This is a genomic window from Arthrobacter sp. FW305-BF8, from assembly GCF_021789315.1.
Lineage (GTDB): Bacteria > Actinomycetota > Actinomycetes > Actinomycetales > Micrococcaceae > Arthrobacter.
On record NZ_CP084561.1, the window covers coordinates 3,785,838 to 3,800,754 of the forward strand.

The 14,917-nt window shown below is 65.9% G+C and carries 15 protein-coding genes; 4 read left to right on the forward strand and 11 right to left on the reverse strand.

Annotation, left to right across the window (positions count from 1 at the left end; all coding sequences use genetic code 11):
- Positions 1–109: 109 nt before the first annotated feature.
- Genes LFT45_RS17105 through LFT45_RS17115 form a run of 3 tightly spaced genes read right to left on the reverse strand, consistent with a single transcriptional unit; the run spans position 110 to position 2,953 of the window.
- Entirely contained in the window at positions 110–1,093 is a 984-nt protein-coding gene (locus tag LFT45_RS17105) for a hypothetical protein (protein WP_236804795.1), read from the reverse strand.
- The gene (locus LFT45_RS17110; RefSeq protein WP_236804796.1) at positions 1,086–2,294 is read right to left on the reverse strand and encodes a sensor histidine kinase; all 1,209 of its coding nucleotides are present in this window, start codon (positions 2,292–2,294) and stop codon (positions 1,086–1,088) included. The genes LFT45_RS17105 and LFT45_RS17110 overlap by 8 nt, the downstream gene beginning before the upstream one ends.
- Positions 2,291–2,953: a helix-turn-helix transcriptional regulator gene (locus tag LFT45_RS17115; RefSeq protein WP_236804797.1), complete on the reverse strand. Its 663-nt coding sequence runs from the start codon at positions 2,951–2,953 to the stop codon at positions 2,291–2,293. The genes LFT45_RS17110 and LFT45_RS17115 overlap by 4 nt, the downstream gene beginning before the upstream one ends.
- A gap of 240 nt (positions 2,954–3,193) precedes the next feature.
- Between LFT45_RS17115 and LFT45_RS17120 the strand changes: the two genes are divergently transcribed.
- Positions 3,194–3,430 carry a hypothetical protein gene (locus LFT45_RS17120; protein WP_236804798.1) on the forward strand — a complete coding sequence of 79 codons (237 nt, stop codon included), beginning with the start codon at positions 3,194–3,196 and terminating at the stop codon, positions 3,428–3,430.
- A gap of 18 nt (positions 3,431–3,448) precedes the next feature.
- Here the strand turns inward: LFT45_RS17120 and LFT45_RS17125 are convergent, their stop codons facing one another.
- Positions 3,449–4,027, reverse strand: a complete 579-nt coding sequence (locus LFT45_RS17125; RefSeq protein ID WP_236804799.1) for a GNAT family N-acetyltransferase — start codon at positions 4,025–4,027, stop codon at positions 3,449–3,451.
- A gap of 210 nt (positions 4,028–4,237) precedes the next feature.
- Between LFT45_RS17125 and LFT45_RS17130 the strand changes: the two genes are divergently transcribed.
- The gene (locus LFT45_RS17130; RefSeq protein ID WP_236804800.1) at positions 4,238–5,338 is read left to right on the forward strand and encodes an ATP-binding protein; all 1,101 of its coding nucleotides are present in this window, start codon (positions 4,238–4,240) and stop codon (positions 5,336–5,338) included.
- A gap of 47 nt (positions 5,339–5,385) precedes the next feature.
- Here LFT45_RS17130 and LFT45_RS17135 read toward each other — a convergent pair whose 3' ends face one another.
- Positions 5,386–6,633, reverse strand: coding sequence for an ABC transporter permease (locus LFT45_RS17135; RefSeq protein WP_236804801.1), 1,248 nt, complete (start codon positions 6,631–6,633; stop codon positions 5,386–5,388).
- A gap of 4 nt (positions 6,634–6,637) precedes the next feature.
- Complete coding sequence (locus LFT45_RS17140; protein WP_236804802.1) at positions 6,638–7,516, reverse strand: ABC transporter ATP-binding protein; 879 nt, start codon at positions 7,514–7,516, stop codon at positions 6,638–6,640.
- A gap of 153 nt (positions 7,517–7,669) precedes the next feature.
- Between LFT45_RS17140 and LFT45_RS17145 the strand changes: the two genes are divergently transcribed.
- Complete coding sequence (locus LFT45_RS17145; protein ID WP_236804803.1) at positions 7,670–8,089, forward strand: hypothetical protein; 420 nt, start codon at positions 7,670–7,672, stop codon at positions 8,087–8,089.
- Here LFT45_RS17145 and LFT45_RS17150 read toward each other — a convergent pair.
- Positions 8,086–8,331: a helix-turn-helix domain-containing protein gene (locus tag LFT45_RS17150; RefSeq protein WP_236804804.1), complete on the reverse strand. Its 246-nt coding sequence runs from the start codon at positions 8,329–8,331 to the stop codon at positions 8,086–8,088. The two genes, LFT45_RS17145 and LFT45_RS17150, sit on opposite strands and share 4 nt — an antisense overlap.
- On the reverse strand, positions 8,331–8,828 hold the full coding sequence (locus tag LFT45_RS17155; RefSeq protein ID WP_236804805.1) for a DUF2975 domain-containing protein: 498 nt from the start codon (positions 8,826–8,828) through the stop codon (positions 8,331–8,333). Before LFT45_RS17155 ends, LFT45_RS17150 begins: the two co-directional genes overlap by 1 nt.
- A 205-nt stretch (positions 8,829–9,033) precedes the next feature.
- On the opposite strand from LFT45_RS17155, the gene rox reads away from it, so the two are divergent.
- Entirely contained in the window at positions 9,034–10,476 is a 1,443-nt protein-coding gene (gene rox, locus LFT45_RS17160) for a rifampin monooxygenase (RefSeq protein WP_236804806.1), read from the forward strand.
- Positions 10,477–10,497: 21 nt separating this feature from the next.
- Here the strand turns inward: rox and LFT45_RS17165 are convergent, their stop codons facing one another.
- The 3 genes from LFT45_RS17165 to LFT45_RS17175 all read right to left on the reverse strand — a co-directional run bounded on the left by LFT45_RS17165 (position 10,498) and on the right by LFT45_RS17175 (position 14,850).
- Entirely contained in the window at positions 10,498–11,097 is a 600-nt protein-coding gene (locus LFT45_RS17165) for a dihydrofolate reductase family protein (RefSeq protein ID WP_236804807.1), read from the reverse strand.
- Positions 11,098–11,231: 134 nt separating this feature from the next.
- Entirely contained in the window at positions 11,232–12,548 is a 1,317-nt protein-coding gene (locus tag LFT45_RS17170; RefSeq protein ID WP_236804808.1) for a S1C family serine protease, read from the reverse strand.
- Positions 12,549–12,678: 130 nt separating this feature from the next.
- On the reverse strand, positions 12,679–14,850 hold the full coding sequence (locus LFT45_RS17175; protein WP_236804809.1) for a S8 family serine peptidase: 2,172 nt from the start codon (positions 14,848–14,850) through the stop codon (positions 12,679–12,681).
- Positions 14,851–14,917: the final 67 nt, after the last annotated feature.

The window sequence follows — 14,917 nt, forward strand, 5'->3', positions numbered from 1 at the left end:
ACGCCGTATTCGAGGAATTGTCACCACAACTGGTGACGGATGGCGCCACAAGGTCTCCCGGCGACTGAATTCGGCCTGTCGTGGCAGAATCAGGCACCCTACGGTTGAGTTACCGCTCCCTGATCTCCACGTAGACCTCATCCCGAACCGCCAGCTCATCGTAGGCGAGGATAGTCACCGCCGTCTCCGACCCGGAGGGGAGCGCCCGTCCCCTTACGAATCCCCCGTCAGCATTCTCCAGGGAGGTGCTGAGCAGCGCAGATGCTTCACTCAGTACAGCGGCTGAAAGCTCCGTCTCCCGGTCGTCCAGGATGTCCACCTTGACCCCACGCGCCCGTGCATCACGGGCAGCTCGAAGCACGTCCGGTGTTGCCAGGGCGCGGCCCCTGATCTGGTCGCGGAGCTGGGCTTCCAAAAGGGCACAGTTCTGGCGATCCTGCTCCGACAGTGAACCACTTGCGATGAGTTCCAGTGAGGGACGGGCGAGACGGTCAAGCTCGTGGATCCAGTCGGTCTGCGCCAGCCGCCGCGCTTCTTCCCGGGCCAAGCGGACGGCCGCCTCAGTCTCCTGGCTGGTGTATGTCCGGGCCTGGTCAACGCAGCGACGCAATACCTTGCTCACCGCGGTGGCAATGCCGATCCACATCAGCGGGGTGACCACCAAGGCGAGCCCGTCCACAACGCTCAGCCGGTGAAGCATCGAGCCACTGAAGTCCAAAATGGCGAACAAGCTGATGCCCAGCCAGGCCAGGGCCACCCTGTTCCTCATGGCGACGGTCACCATCAGCATCTCGATGGCTCCGCAGTGCCATGCAGCGTAACCGGGATGAACATCTGACGGGAGCGCGGTCATCACCAGCAGGTCCATCAGAACAACGCCGAAAACGGCCATCCCCGCATGAAGCCGTGGCAGGGTCCTGCCCTTGCCTGGCCAGGTAACGACGGCCATCAGCACGAGGCAGATTGCCATGGCGGCCAGCGCATTCCACATGGACGTCACCGTGCCGAGGTTGGCCAGGCCGAGCAGGATGTGGGCTGCCGGGAAGGGCAGGCCGAGGGCCAGAATGAGCGGCCGTGTAATGGCGTTATCCATGATCCGCGGGCATCCTCCACGTGAGGTGGACATGGGTGCCGCCGGTGGGGCTCGACGTGATCCGGGCTTCGCCGCCTGCCTCGCGCATCCTTTGGAGGATGGACACCCGGACGCCCAGCCGCTCCTGTGGGAGCGCGCCTGTGTCGAATCCTGGTCCACGGTCGGTAATATCAATAGCCACTTCCGGCCCCGCGGCAGCCGATCCCGGCCGGCATGCGATGGTCAGTTCTGCCGGCGCAGCCGGCGCGTGGAGGAAGCTGTTTCTTACGGCTTCTGTGGCTGCCTGGATGAGTGCACGCGCCGCGCCCAGCGGAATGGCCCACTGGGTTTCGGTTTCCGCCAGACCTGTATGAGAGCTGATGCTGGGCCCGTACCGGGCTGTGGCTGCGCGGAGCCGGCTAACCAGTTCGTCCTCACCGACGAATGCACTGTCCACGTTCGGTTCCCCGGCCAGGGTTGGCAGGTTGGAAAGGGCGTCCACGGCGGCTTTCTGCGCGGCGTCCACCACTTCGGGAGAACGGGCCTGCCCCGCCACGATGAGGGTTGCCATCACCGTATCGTGGGTCAGCGCGTCCAGCCTGGATCTTTCAACTCGGATGGCCTCTGCGCGGGCAGCGGCAGCGAAACTGGAAACGGCGGCAATCGCTGCCCGGTCTGAAGCTGAAGCTGCTCGGCGCAAGGCCGTGATCGGCGCGATTATCACTACCGCCAAAGCAGCGGTCAGGAGCGCGTCCTGAACGGCACCGGTCCCCACCTGAGTGTTACCAGCCGCCGCCAGCGGCACCAACACAATCAGGACGCAAAACACGGTTCCATACACTGCTGCCGCCCCGACGCTCGAAGCAATGGCGGCCAAGGCGATGCCAACACCGGCTACGCCCCATGGCCAGGGCCTTGACCCAATCTGGCTGCCGTCGCCTAGAAGCCCCAGAAACCACAAGAGATAGCTTGAGATCATCAGAGTAGCGGCAACGCCGGCAGCGATCCGAAGCCACACGAGCGATTTCCGAACGAGCATCATCCACAGTATTGCGGCCGGGATTCCCGCCATGAAGAGCAGATCCCACCACAAATTGTGCAACGGTATTTGGGCCAGGACAACGGGCAGCGACAGGCAGTAGAGCACGAGCGCGAAGATGCCGGTGGAGCGGCCAAGGACGAAGTCGATGCTGGCCCGGGAAATGGGCCCTGCCTTGCTCACAACCGCTCGGAGGGAACGACGCCGTCCTCCACAGCCCGGTGGTAGAGCTCCAGCTTGGTGGCGGCAGGCCTGTCGGCAGCGGCGTATTTCTCGCGGATACGCTTGATATTTGTTCCTACCGTATTGGAAGAAACGTTCATTCTTGACGCGATCTGCGTCCGCGTGAATCCAGCGGCGTACAACCCCAAGGTCTCGCGTTCCCTGTCGCTCAACGCCACGACGAATTCGGCATCTCCGTCAATGGCTGCCGCCAAGTCCTGGTTGTCGATGGTCGCCCCGTCCGCCACCTGGCGCACGAGGTTCAGCGTGTCACGGATGTCATCGGACTTCCTTGATACGCCGGAGGCACCGGCCGCGAGCGCCTCCCTAAGAGCGTCCGGCCTGTCACCGACGCTGAAGACCAAAACGGGGTACCCGGCCTGCACAATCCTGCGCACGTTGTCCCCTGGACGGGATCCGTCGGCCAGGGACATGTCCAGAGCCACCACATCGAACATCCCGTTGGAGCCAGCCAACAGTGAGCCAACTGTGTCCGCGAGCCTCACCGCAACAACCGGGACCTCCGCAGTCTTGGCCTCCACCGACGCTGCGGCCGCGAACCCAATGCGGACGGCTTCGTGATCGTCAACAACCCCGACCCTGACAACACGACGATCCATCCACTCCCCCAAGGTCAAGCTCGGAACCACCATCGCGACGGCGAGTAGGCGGCTTTCAGATCAACCTATATGCATTCAACGGATCATTCCTGATGATGTCGCGAACGGAATTGCAGATGACGCCAGTCAGGTATCACGGTGGCAATACGGAAGCAGCAGGGTGGAGGGAACACGCATGTACAGTTGTGCTGGCGGGCAGATTCCACAGCGTCAAATACCGAGAAAATCCGGGGTACGAGTGTGAACGAGTACGAGGCTTCACTGATCATCAGGGCCGGAGCGGAGCTGCTGCGGGTGGCGTCGTCTGATCCCCGCTCCGAGGAAGGCTACGAGGCCGTCAAGGCCAATATTTCAGAGGCATTGGAAGGCATGGCGGAAGCCCTCTCGAACTTCGAGGCAAGTTCGGGAGCACCCGGCCGTTCAACGGGCTGGGTTCAAGACCTGCACCGCGTGGCGGACGACATCGTGCAGAGGTAGTAGGCCACCGCCGGCAGGTCAGCGTTCAACGACGGCGGCCTGGTTCAGTTCCCACTCACTCCGGGAGATCGCGTACTCGACGTCGCCGTGTTCATCGCCGGGAATGGACACCGGCCAGTCAGCGACGAAGTTACGCACGAGGCGCATCCCCGATTTCTCCATCACCCGCCGCGAGGCGGTGTTCACTGCCATGGTCTGGGCAACGACCCGCTGCACGCCGAACTCTGCAAACCCCTTGGCGATCAGCGCACGGGAGCCCTCGGTGGCGTATCCCTTGCCCCACGCCTCGCAGCGCAGCCGGTAGCCCAGTTCCGGCTGGTCGGGCGGATCGCCGGGGGCGGGCCGGTAGTGGAACCAGCCGAGGAACTCTCCCGTCGATTTCTCCACCGCGGCCCAGAAGCCGTAGCCAGGAAATCGCTTGTAGTAGCCCAGGAACGCCGGAAGGTAGTCGCCTTCAATCTCTTCCCGGGGTGTCGGAGCGCCGCCGGTGATGTACCGCATCACGCGCGGATCGCCGTCGAGCTCCACGAGCAGGTCCGCGTCGCGGGCAGTGAACTGACGCAGCGCGAGCCGCTGTGTCTCCAGGAATATCTGCATGCGGGCATTCTCGCACCGGGCGGCAGGCCTGTCAGGGACTTTGCTCTGGCGGCCTGCAGTTTTTTCTCGAAGGATGACGACCATCGGTGGGCCCATAGCCCATGCCTTCCGCCTACTTGGAGAAAGATGAGCTCGGTCACGAGCTTGCCAAACGCGGGTAGAGTAGATTCACAAGATTCACCAGATTCACCAACATTCACAGGAGTTCATGTGAAGAACCCTTTCCGCCCTACTGCAGGCGCAACTCCTCCCGACCTCGTCGATCGTGGTGGAGTGCTAGACGAGTTCGCCTATGGTCTGACGATCGGCTCTGGGGCGCCGGGGCTTCTCACAATCTTCACCGGGGCCCGCGGCATCGGCAAGACCGTCATGCTGGGCGCGGCCGAGGACCTCGCGCTGAACAGCGGCTGGGCAGTGGTATCCGAAACGGCAACCGGGGGATTTGTAGGCCGTATCGGAGAATCCATGCGCCGACTCACGAATGAACTCGGGGAAGGACCGACGGGCCGGCGCGTTACGGCCGTTTCGGTGGCCGGCATCTCGGTCACAACCCAATTGGCGCCCGAGGAACAGGTCGACTGGCGGGCGCGCGGCGTCGCCCTCTTGCAACTGCTAACACAACGGGGGGCAGGGCTAATCATCACAGTGGATGAAATCCACGCAGCAGATCGGGCGGAACTCTCTCAGTTGGCGGCCGACGTCCAGCATTTTATTCGTGAGGGCCTCCCCATTGGCCTCATTTTCGCCGGGTTGCCTGCAGCGGTCTCCGATCTGCTCAACGAGGGAGTGGCCACCTTCCTTCGGCGTGCCGACCGCATCGATCTGCATGCTGCATCGATCACCGAAGTGGAACGGTCCTTCACAGAAACCTTTGCCAGCGCCGGCATGACGCTCAACCCTGAACTGGCAAAGGACGCCGCAGAGGCGACCGGCGGTTACCCGTTCCTGATCCAACTGATCGGCTACTACCTGTGGCAGGAAGCCGAAAAGGCGCCGGGCGGCGTGGACGCTGACGCTGTCGGCCGTGCGGTGCTGGCTGGTCGTCGCCGAAACGAACGGGTAGTCATAGAAGCAGCACTTTCCACCACGTCAGCACGAGACCAGGATTTCCTGCGGGCGATGGCGAAAGACCCGGGAGCGTCCTCCGCTACCGACATCGGCAGGCGCACCGGAATGCGGCCGAATGCCGTCGGCAACTACAGGACGCGCCTAATGGACGCCGGCCTCATCGAACCAGCCGGATACGGCCTCGTGGACTTCGCCATCCCAGGGCTGCGCGAGTACATGACATCGCATCCGTCACGGAACTAGGACCAGGCGGACTTCCGCGTAGCCTGCTCTCCTGTCAGGGGTGTCAGCTACTTGGCCGTCAGTTCCTTCCGGCGGAACGTCCCCGCGATGGAAAGCTTGCGGCCGTATTCGATGGAGCCGTAGCGGAACAGGTGCACGGCGAGGCGCAGGATGAGGATCCCGATGATGAACACCTCGGCGATCACGATGGCTGCTTCCACGGCCCCGAGGGTTCCGAAGCCGTTGCGGAGCAGCGCGGTGACTGGGGCGGTGAGCGGGAAGTAGGTGAAGACCTGCACGATCAGGGCCTCGGGGTCGCTGATGATGAGGCTGACGGCGTAGAAGGGCACGAAGATCAGGGCCATCAGCGGGCCGAAGATGGTGCCGGCTTCCTTGGCCGTGGGCATGATCGCGCCGATAGCCACGAGCACGCCGGTGAACAGGGTGAACCCGCCCAGCAGCAGCAGCGCCCCGGTGATCATCGGCACGGGCTCGAACACCAGGGAGGACAGGTCTAGATCGGGCAGCGCCACTGAGTCGCGGAAGAGCAAGTATGCGGCGGCGATCGGGGCGAGGAACACCGTTATCTGGAGGAGCCCGACGGCGAACAGCGAGATGATCTTGCCGGTCACCAGGGTGGTGGGGTTCAGCGTGGTCAGGATCATCTCCGTGACCCGGTTTTCCTTCTCCTCCAGCGTGCTGTTGAGCATCTGGTTGGACAGCAGAATCATGCTGACGTAGAAAATGACCAGGAACACCAGCGGCGGAATCACTGAGCCGATGCCTCCGGAGACCCGGCCGTCCCGGTACGTTTCGGCGTCGAACTTCACTCCCCCGCTCAGTGCCGCGGTGACTTCCGGTGCATTGACCCGGGACTGGGCAGCGGTGACCAGCAGGTGCTTGGCCACGGCCTCGTACTTGCCGTTCTCAAACATGCCCTTGTCTGCGCCATAGACCTTGACCGGCTCGGCGGCGGGATTTGCCGGGTAGGCGAAGTAGGCCTCGCTGCTGCCGTTCTTCACCGACTCGAGCGCGGCACCGGGGTTGGTTGTCAGGCTCCCGCCGGCGGCCTGGGCCAGCGGTGCGGGGATGAGGCCCGAGGCGTCCGTGTAGGTAAAGGTCAGAGCCGAGTTCTTCTGCGCATCGGCGTTAGCGGAGGTGCTGGAGTTGCTGGCGTACACGAGGGCGAAGATGATTGCGAAGACCACCGGGATGGCCAAGGTGGCGATCCCGAACCCGCGCTTCTTGATGGTCCGCATGAATTCGAACCCGACGACGGTGCCCAGGTTGTGCTGTTTGAGTGCTGTGCGTGCCACAGTCCTAGACCTCCGCCATTTCGTGCTGTTCCCCGTACACCTGGATGAAGATCTCCTCCAGCGACGCCCGTGCCGTGGAGAAGCTGCGCACCGCGACGCCGGATCCGATCAATTCCCGCAGGACGGCCGTTTCATCAGCCCCGACGGCGGGGGCCAGCTCCGCGTGCCCGTCACCGTCGCGCACCACGTCATACAGGTCCGAGGCGGGAAGGATGCCCTCGTAGCCCAGCCGGTAGACGGTGCCGCCGAACTGGTCCTGGACTTCGGCGACAGTCCCGTATGCCCGGGCCGTGCCGTCCTTGAGGAGGATCACCCGGTCGCAGAGCCGTTCCACTTCCTCCATCTGGTGGGTGACCATGATGACCGTGGCGCCGGCGAGCTTCTGTTCCTCGATGATGTCCATCAGCAGCCGCCGGTTGACAGGGTCGAATCCCTTCGTGGGCTCGTCGAGGATGAGCAGGTCGGGGTCGTTCATGATGGTGACGCCGAGCTGGACCTTCTGCTGCTGGCCGCCGGAGAGCTTGTCCAGCCGGACTGCGGCCTTGTCCGCGAGGCCGACGCGCTCCAGGTAGGTCTGCGACCAGGCGCGGGCGCTGTGTTTGCTCAGGCCCTTGAGCCGGCCGAAGTAGACCATCACGTCCAGGACGGCTTCCTTCTTGTACAGGCCCCGCTCCTCCGGCAGGTACCCCAGCCGCGCCCCGTCCCGCGGCTCGAAGACCTTCCCGCCGATGTGCAGGGTGCCGGCGGTGGGCTGGTAGATGCCCAGCAGCGCCCGCAGCGTGGTAGTCTTCCCGGACCCGTTGCTGCCCAGGAACCCGAAGGTTTCACCGGCCCGGACATCGAAGGACAGGTCTTTGACCACCGTCGTCTCCCCGAAATCCATGCGGAAGTTTTGAATTTGCACAAGCGGCTCTGCCGCGCCCCCCAACGTCATGACGCCAGCCTAGCGGAAACGATTCAGTCGTCCCGGTTACGGCCATAATTTCGCCCCCGGCGAGGTCTCGTCAGCGCCCCCGTCCACGAGTACCTTTGTGCCATGACGGAGGACTTTGACCTTTATGCGGAAGAGTCGCAGGAAATCGCCGATGATCCGCGCCGGATCGGGTATTGGTTCTTCAGGGCGCTGCATGACAGGGCAAGGAACCTGGACGACCTGCACCTGATCGTCACCCCGGAGTCCCGTCCGTTGTGGGGAGCCTTCGAGATCGCGGCAGCCCTGCTGGACTCCATCGAGGACCCCGGCATGCTCCAGGAGGCCGTCTACGCCCACGGGGACCTCGAGGTCTGCTACATGCGAGTCATCCGGGAGGCCAGGGAACATACGTTCATCACACCGGCCACCATCCTGGACGACCCCCTGCTGATCACGCTTGTGTGGCGGCCCGACCACGGCCGGTGGATGGTCCACGGCTTCGGTGACATGGTGCACCCGGACAGGGTGCCCCGCGCGGCCTAGTCCCTCAAGTCACCGGCAGCACCGTCGCCGGCAGCATCGTCGTCGACCCACTCGAGCAGGTCGCCGGCCTGGCAGCCCAGGACCCGGCACATCGCGTCCAGCGTACTGAAGCGGACCGCCTTGGCCCGGCCGTTCTTCAGCACCGCCACGTTGGCCGGGGTGATCCCCACCCGCTCGGCGAACTCCCCCACGCTCATCTTGCGCTTGGCCAGTTCGACGTCGATGCGCACCACAATGGCCATCAGATCACCCCTTCCATGTCCGTCCGCAATGACGTCGCCTGCCGCAGCAGGTCCCGCATCACCACGATCAGCAGGACCAGCACCGCACCGATCAACGTAACGCCAATCAGCACCGCAGGCAGCCCGGGATCGCGCAGCTCGGGGGTGAAATAGATGTACGCCACGAGGGAACCGGCCATGGCCGCCAGCACCAGCCACGCCGCGACGAACGCCCACATGATCACGTCCACCCACCGCAGCGACGCGGCGGTGAAGATCCGGTCACGCTGGACCAGGGTCAGCAGCCGCCAGATGCACACGATCACAACCTGCAGGCAGACGGCTTCCAGTTCCCAGAACAGCAGCATCGGCCAGCGCCAGGGGTCCGCCCCGGGGCCCTCGTCGGCTGTGGAAAGAAACTGGCCGGGGAACGACATGACCTGGGCCACCAGCAGCCCGAGGAACACCATTAACAGCAGGACCCTAAGTGGGAGAACCAATCGACTAACGATAGACATAGGGCCATGCTCTGATTATTTCTATCGAAAGTCAATATGAACGCCTCGGTGAAAGTTGCCCGACGACTGGACCGCACATGAGAAAGGCAAGGAGAACTAGGCTCCTTGCCACTTTCAGGATATAGCCCGCCCGGGGGCTTGCCGCAAGGCCCCTACCCTCGGCCAGAATGGTTGGCCGCGCCTACTTATTGGATTGGGGTTTCACATGTTTGACGTGATCATTAGCGGTGGCGGGCCGACGGGGATGATGCTGGCCAGCGAGTTGCGGCTGCACGGCGTGGACGTGCTCGTGCTGGAGAAGGACGCGGAGCCGAGCGTTGCGGTCCGCTCGCTCGGCCTGCACCCGCGCAGCATCGAGATCATGGACCAGCGCGGGCTGCTGGACCGGTTCCTCGCACAAGGGCAGCAGTACCCGGGGGTCGGCCGCTTCGCCGGGATCGACAAACCCTTGCCGGCGGACCTGGACACCGCACACGGCTACATTCTCGGCATCCAGCAGCCGGTCACCGACCGCCTGCTGGCGGAGCGCGCCGTCGAACTCGGTGCACAGGTCCGGCGCGGCTGCGAGGTGACGGGCTTCGAGCAGGACGACGACGGGGTGACCGTCGCGCTGGCCGACGGCACACAGGAACGCTCACGCTGGCTGGTCGGCTGCGACGGCGGACGCAGCCTGGTGCGCAGGCAGCTCGGCATCGGCTTCCCCGGCGACCCGGCCACCAACGAATGGATCCACAGCGAGATGGAGGTGACCACGCCGCCGGACGAACTAACCAAGATTGTGGAAGAGGTCCGCAAGACGCACCGGGGGTTCGGCGTCGGCCCGGCCGGGAACGGGCTGTTCCGCGCTGTGGTGCCGGCGGCCACGGTGGCCGAGGACCGCTCGGTGCCGCCCACGCTGGAGGAGCTAAAGACCCAGCTGCGGGCCCATGCCGGCACCGACTTCGGCGTCCATTCACCGCGCTGGATCACGCGTTTCAGCGACGCCACCCGGCTGGCCGAGCAGTACCGCGCGGGCCGGGTGTTCCTCGCCGGAGACGCGGCGCACGTCCACCCGCCGCTCGGAGGGCAGGGTCTGAACCTGGGCATCCAGGACTCGTTCAACCTCGGCTGGAAGCTCGCCGCCGAAATCAACGGCTGGGCGCCGCCAGGGCTGCTGGACACCTACTTCACGGAGCGCCATCCGGTCGCCGAAGGCGTGCTCACCATCACCCGCGCCCAGAGCGAACTGATCTCCCCCGAGCCCGGCCCCCAGGCCGTGCGCCGCCTGCTGGCCGAGCTGATGGAGTTCGACGACGTCAGCCGGTTCCTGGCCGAAAGGATCGCCTCGATCGGGGTCCGGTATGACTTCGGCGAAGGACCGGGGCTGCTCGGCAGACGGCTGCGCGACATCCCCCTCTCGCGGGGCCGGCTCTACGAGCTCACCCGCGAAGGCCGCGGGCTGCTGCTCGACCAGACCGGCAGACTAACCGTGACGGGCTGGACGGACCGGGTCAGCCACGTCGCGGACACCAGCGCGGAACTGGACGCGCCCGCGGTCCTGCTCAGGCCGGACGGTCACGTCGCCTGGATCGGCGAAGACCAGGACGAGCTGCTCCCCCAGCTGGAGAGATGGTTCGGGGCCGCTTCCGAGGGCAGCGAAGTCGGTTAAGCCCGACGACGGCGGCTGGCTTTAGGCCGACGCCGGGCGGTAGCGCAACAGGGCGTTGCCGGATCCCGGGAACGCCCGAACGTCCAACAGGGAAAGGTTCGCCGGCTGGAGGAACAGGGGCAGGCCTTTGGTGAGGGCCCCCGGACTAATAGTCAGATGCAGTTCGTCGATGAGCCCCTGGGCCAGCAGGCCGTTCCACATGATGCGACTGGCGAAGATCAGGATGTCTCCGGTCCCGTTAACCTTTTCCTGTTCCAGCCACTTGCCCACCTCTTCCCGCCGGACAACGGTGGTGGTGGCCGCCCAGGGGTGGTCCGCCGGGACGTTCAGGGAGTCGGACACCACCACTTTGGCGACGCGGTTGTAGAGGCGGCTGATTTCCCGGTTGTCCGCACTCAACGCGCGGTTGTTGGGGTCCTCGTCGGCGTCAGCGATGGATGGCCAGTAGGCGCCGAATCCTTCAAAGGATGTCCGGCCCAGCAGCACCGTTCCGGCCGACTGCAGCCGTTCAAGGTTGTAGGCGTCGAAAGTCTGGTCCATGTTCAGCACCGTCGGGTTTCCGCTTTCGTCAGCGTAGAAACCGTCCAGGGAGACGATGTTGTTCACAACTGTCCGGCGCATACACGAATCCTAGACGACTCCGGGGTCCATTTGGCGGCCAACAGCGGACAGTTTAGGCGGCTCTGTCCGCTGCCGGCCGGTTCAAGTCTTTGCCACCGTCCTTGGAAGAAAGATGGAGTTCCTTGGAAGAGGTGCTAGGAGGCCGCGCCTAGTGTGATGTCCGCGGTCTGCTCCTGGCCGTCGCGCTGGAAGGTGATCTTCACCGTGGCTCCGGCGGCCTGCTCGCGCGCGGCGGCCGTCAGCTCGGAAGCGTCGGTCACGGTCCGGCCGGCCAGGCCGGTCACCACGTCGCCGCCCTGCAGTCCGGCCTTGTCCGCCGCAGATCCGGAGGTCACCGAGGCCACTTGGGCCCCTGCAGTGAAGTCCGACGACGACCCTGACGTTTTGTCCTGAACGGACAGTCCCAGCTGGCCGTGGGTCGCCTTACCCGTGGAGATGATCTCCTCCGCCACCCGCTTCGCCTGGTTGATCGGGATGGAGAAGCCCACGCCGATGTTGCCGCTCGAGCTCGACGAAGACGACGATCCCGCCGACGCGATGGCCACGTTGACGCCGATGATCGCGCCCTGCGCGTTGACCAGGGCACCGCCCGAGTTGCCGGGGTTGATGGCTGCGTCCGTCTGGATGACATTGATGCTGATGGAGTCCTGCGCGGACGCGGAGATGCCTGACTGGGAACCGAACGGGTTCTGCAACGAGCTTTGGCCCTGGGACGAGGATCCGTCGGAGGTGGCGGAGGACTCCGTCTCGATGGTGCGGTTCACGGCGGAGACGATGCCGTCCGTGACGGTGCCGCTAAGTCCCAGGGGAGCGCCGATGGCGATGGCGGTGTCGCCCACGTTAACAGCAGAAGAGTCACCGAGGGTTGCCGGGGTCAGCCCCTGGGCATCGATCTTGATGACGGCCAGGTCGGAAAGCGGGTCCGTGCCCACGATGGTCGCTTTGTAGACCTGACCGTCGCTGGTGCGGACCTCGACGGCGGCATCCGCTGCCGCCCCGTCCAGGGTCACCACATGCGTGTTGGTCAGGATGTGGCCGTCGGTGTCCAGGATGATGCCCGATCCGGTGCCCCCTGAACTGCCGGAGCTGACGCTGATGGTTACCACGCTGGGAGAGGCCTTCCGCGCGGCGGACGTGACGGCGTTGACGCTCTCCGTGTTGTTGACGATGACCGGGCTGATCGCGGTCATCGCCGTGGTCGTGGTCTGCGCCGGCGCGGCGGGCCACAGTGCGGAAACACCGGAAGTTACCCCGCCCCCCAGGAGTCCCGCCGCCACCAGGCAGGTGACGAAGACGGCCGGGCCAACCCGGCGCCTGTTCCGCGGGCGGGCTGTCGGGGCCGGGGGCACAGGGCCAAAGGCCGAATCAGCCGGAGGGACGGAGGGTACGGATGCAGTCCCCTGCGGAGCATCGGTGTGAGGGACGGGGTTGTGGCTGGTCTCCGTGTACATGGTGGGCTCCTCGAGGTTCCGCTCCGACCGTTTCCCGGAGCTTTCCCCCAATCCTGTCCATGGGGCTTTGGCCCTTCTGTCCCGGTGCTGTGCGGAGCCTGTGAAGGCGTGACGAGGCCCGCGAAGGCGCCTACCCCCAGCCGCCGCCCATCCGGACGCGGCCACCGGAGGCGTCTGCGCCGTACAGCCAGAGGACCCCGTCGGCGTCGATGGCGAGGAGGTCGTTCCTGCCGTCGCCGCTGAAGTCGCCGCGTCCGGCCAGGGCGGACATGGTGCTCCAGCCAGCGCCCATCTGGATCCGCGGGAGCCAGCCGCTGCGGCCGTTGCCCCGGTAGAGCCACAGGTTTCCGCTGCTGTCACGGGCCACCAGGTCTGACTTCCCGTCGCCGCTCATGTCGCCGGGCCCAACGAGGGCGGTCATCACGTTCCAGCCGCCGCCCACCCGGACGCGGGTCAGCCAGCCGCCGTGCCCCTTCCCCGGGTACAGCCAAAGGGTTCCGCTGCTGTCCCGCGCCAGCAGGTCGGCCTTCCGGTCACTGTTCATGTCGCCGGATCCGACGACGGCCGTCATCACGTTCCAGCCACCGCCCATGCGGACGCGGGTCAGCCAGCCGCCGCGCCCGTTGCCCGGGTAGAGCCACAGCGTTCCGGCGGTATCCCTGGCCAGCACATCCGCCTTGCCGTCGCTGTTCATGTCGCCTGCTCCCGTCAGGGCCGTCATCACGTTCCAGCCGCCGCCCATGCGGACACGGGGCAGCCAGCCGCTCCGGCCGTTGCCGGGGTACAGCCACAGCGTGCCGCTGCTGTCCCTGGCCACGGCGTCGGCCTTCCGGTCGCCGTTCAAGTCGCCGGTTGCCACGAGCAGGGTGATGCGGACGCGGTTCGGCAGCAGTGCGGCGGCGGCGTCCACCAGTCCGGCACCGCATCCCTGCGGGCAGCCTCCGGTGATGGGCCTGGCGGTGGCCTTCAGGCGGGCTTCGACGGCGGCCGGTGTCGCCGTCGGGCCCATCTGCGCCGCGAGCAGTGCGGCCACGCCGGCAACGTGCGGTGCCGCGAAGGAGGTGCCTTCAACCCAGTAGTAGTTGGTACCGGGCAGCGCTTCTGCCTGCTTGTCGCCGTCGTTTCCGGTGGAGAGGACGCCGTTGGGGAGACCGCTGTCGGGATCCTCGGCGGAGGTGGGCGTCATGTCGCCGCCGGGGGCGGTGATGTCCACGCCGGCGCCGAAGTTCGAGTAGGGCGCCAGTCCGCCGCCGTGTCCGCTGGCGGCAACGCTGATGACGTTCCGGCAGTTAGCGGGGGTGGACGTGGAGGCCTCCGCCATTTCGTTGCCTGCCGCCGCGACCACCACTGCTCCCCTGGCGGTGGCAATGTCGATGGCGTCCTGGAACGTCTGCGGGCACGCTTCCGTGCCGCCAAGGCTCAGGTTGATCACGCGCGCCGGATGAAGGTTGGCCGGCGCGTCAGTGACGGGGGCTCCGGATGCCCAGAGGATCGCGTCGGCGATGTCCGAGACCTGCCCGCCGCAGGGGCCGAGGACGCGCAGCGGAAGGATCTTTGCCTGGGGGGCGACGCCGGCGATGCCGGACGCATTTCCGGTTACCGCCGCGATGATCCCGGCCACGTGCGTGCCGTGCCACGAGGAAATCATTTCCGCCGAGCCCTCGCTGCACTGGCCGTTGTCTGACCAGTCGCCCATGTCGGTGGCGTCCGCATCCCGGGCATCGCCGTCGCGGGCGTCTTCGGGGCTGCTGATCATGTCGTAGCCCGGCAGGACGTTCGCGTCCAGGTCAGTATGGCTGGTGATGCCGGTGTCGAGGACGGCCACCACCTGGCCCGCGCCTTTGGTGACATCCCATGCCCCGGTGACCCTGATGCCGCCAATGTTCTGGGAGAGGTTCCACTGGTCAACGAAGGCTGGATCGTTAGGGTTGGAAGCCAGCGCGTGCAGCTTCACGTCCGGCTCGGCGTATGCCACCGCGGGATCGGCGCGCAGCGAGGCAAGCAGCTTCTCGGCGTCGCCGTCGCCCAGTTCCTTGCTGGTGCGCACCACGCGTGCTCCCCCGGCGGTGCCGCGGACGTCCTTGGCGGTTGCGCCGAGCTTGCCGGCGGCGCGGCTGAAAGACTGCGCGCGGAGCGCGGAGCCGGACCGGGCAGGGTCCTTGAACTTCACGATGAACTGGTCCGTGGGCGCGGTGGCCACTGACGGCCGGCGCGGGACGGACGGGAACGTGGTGTCGTCGGACGCCGAGGCGGCCGGGGCGATGAGGGCGGCCGCCACCAGGCTGGCGATGCCAGCGGACATGACAGCAGCAGAGAAACGTGTTCGGCGCGTAAGAGACATCGAGACCATCCTGTGCGGCGCCGCTCGG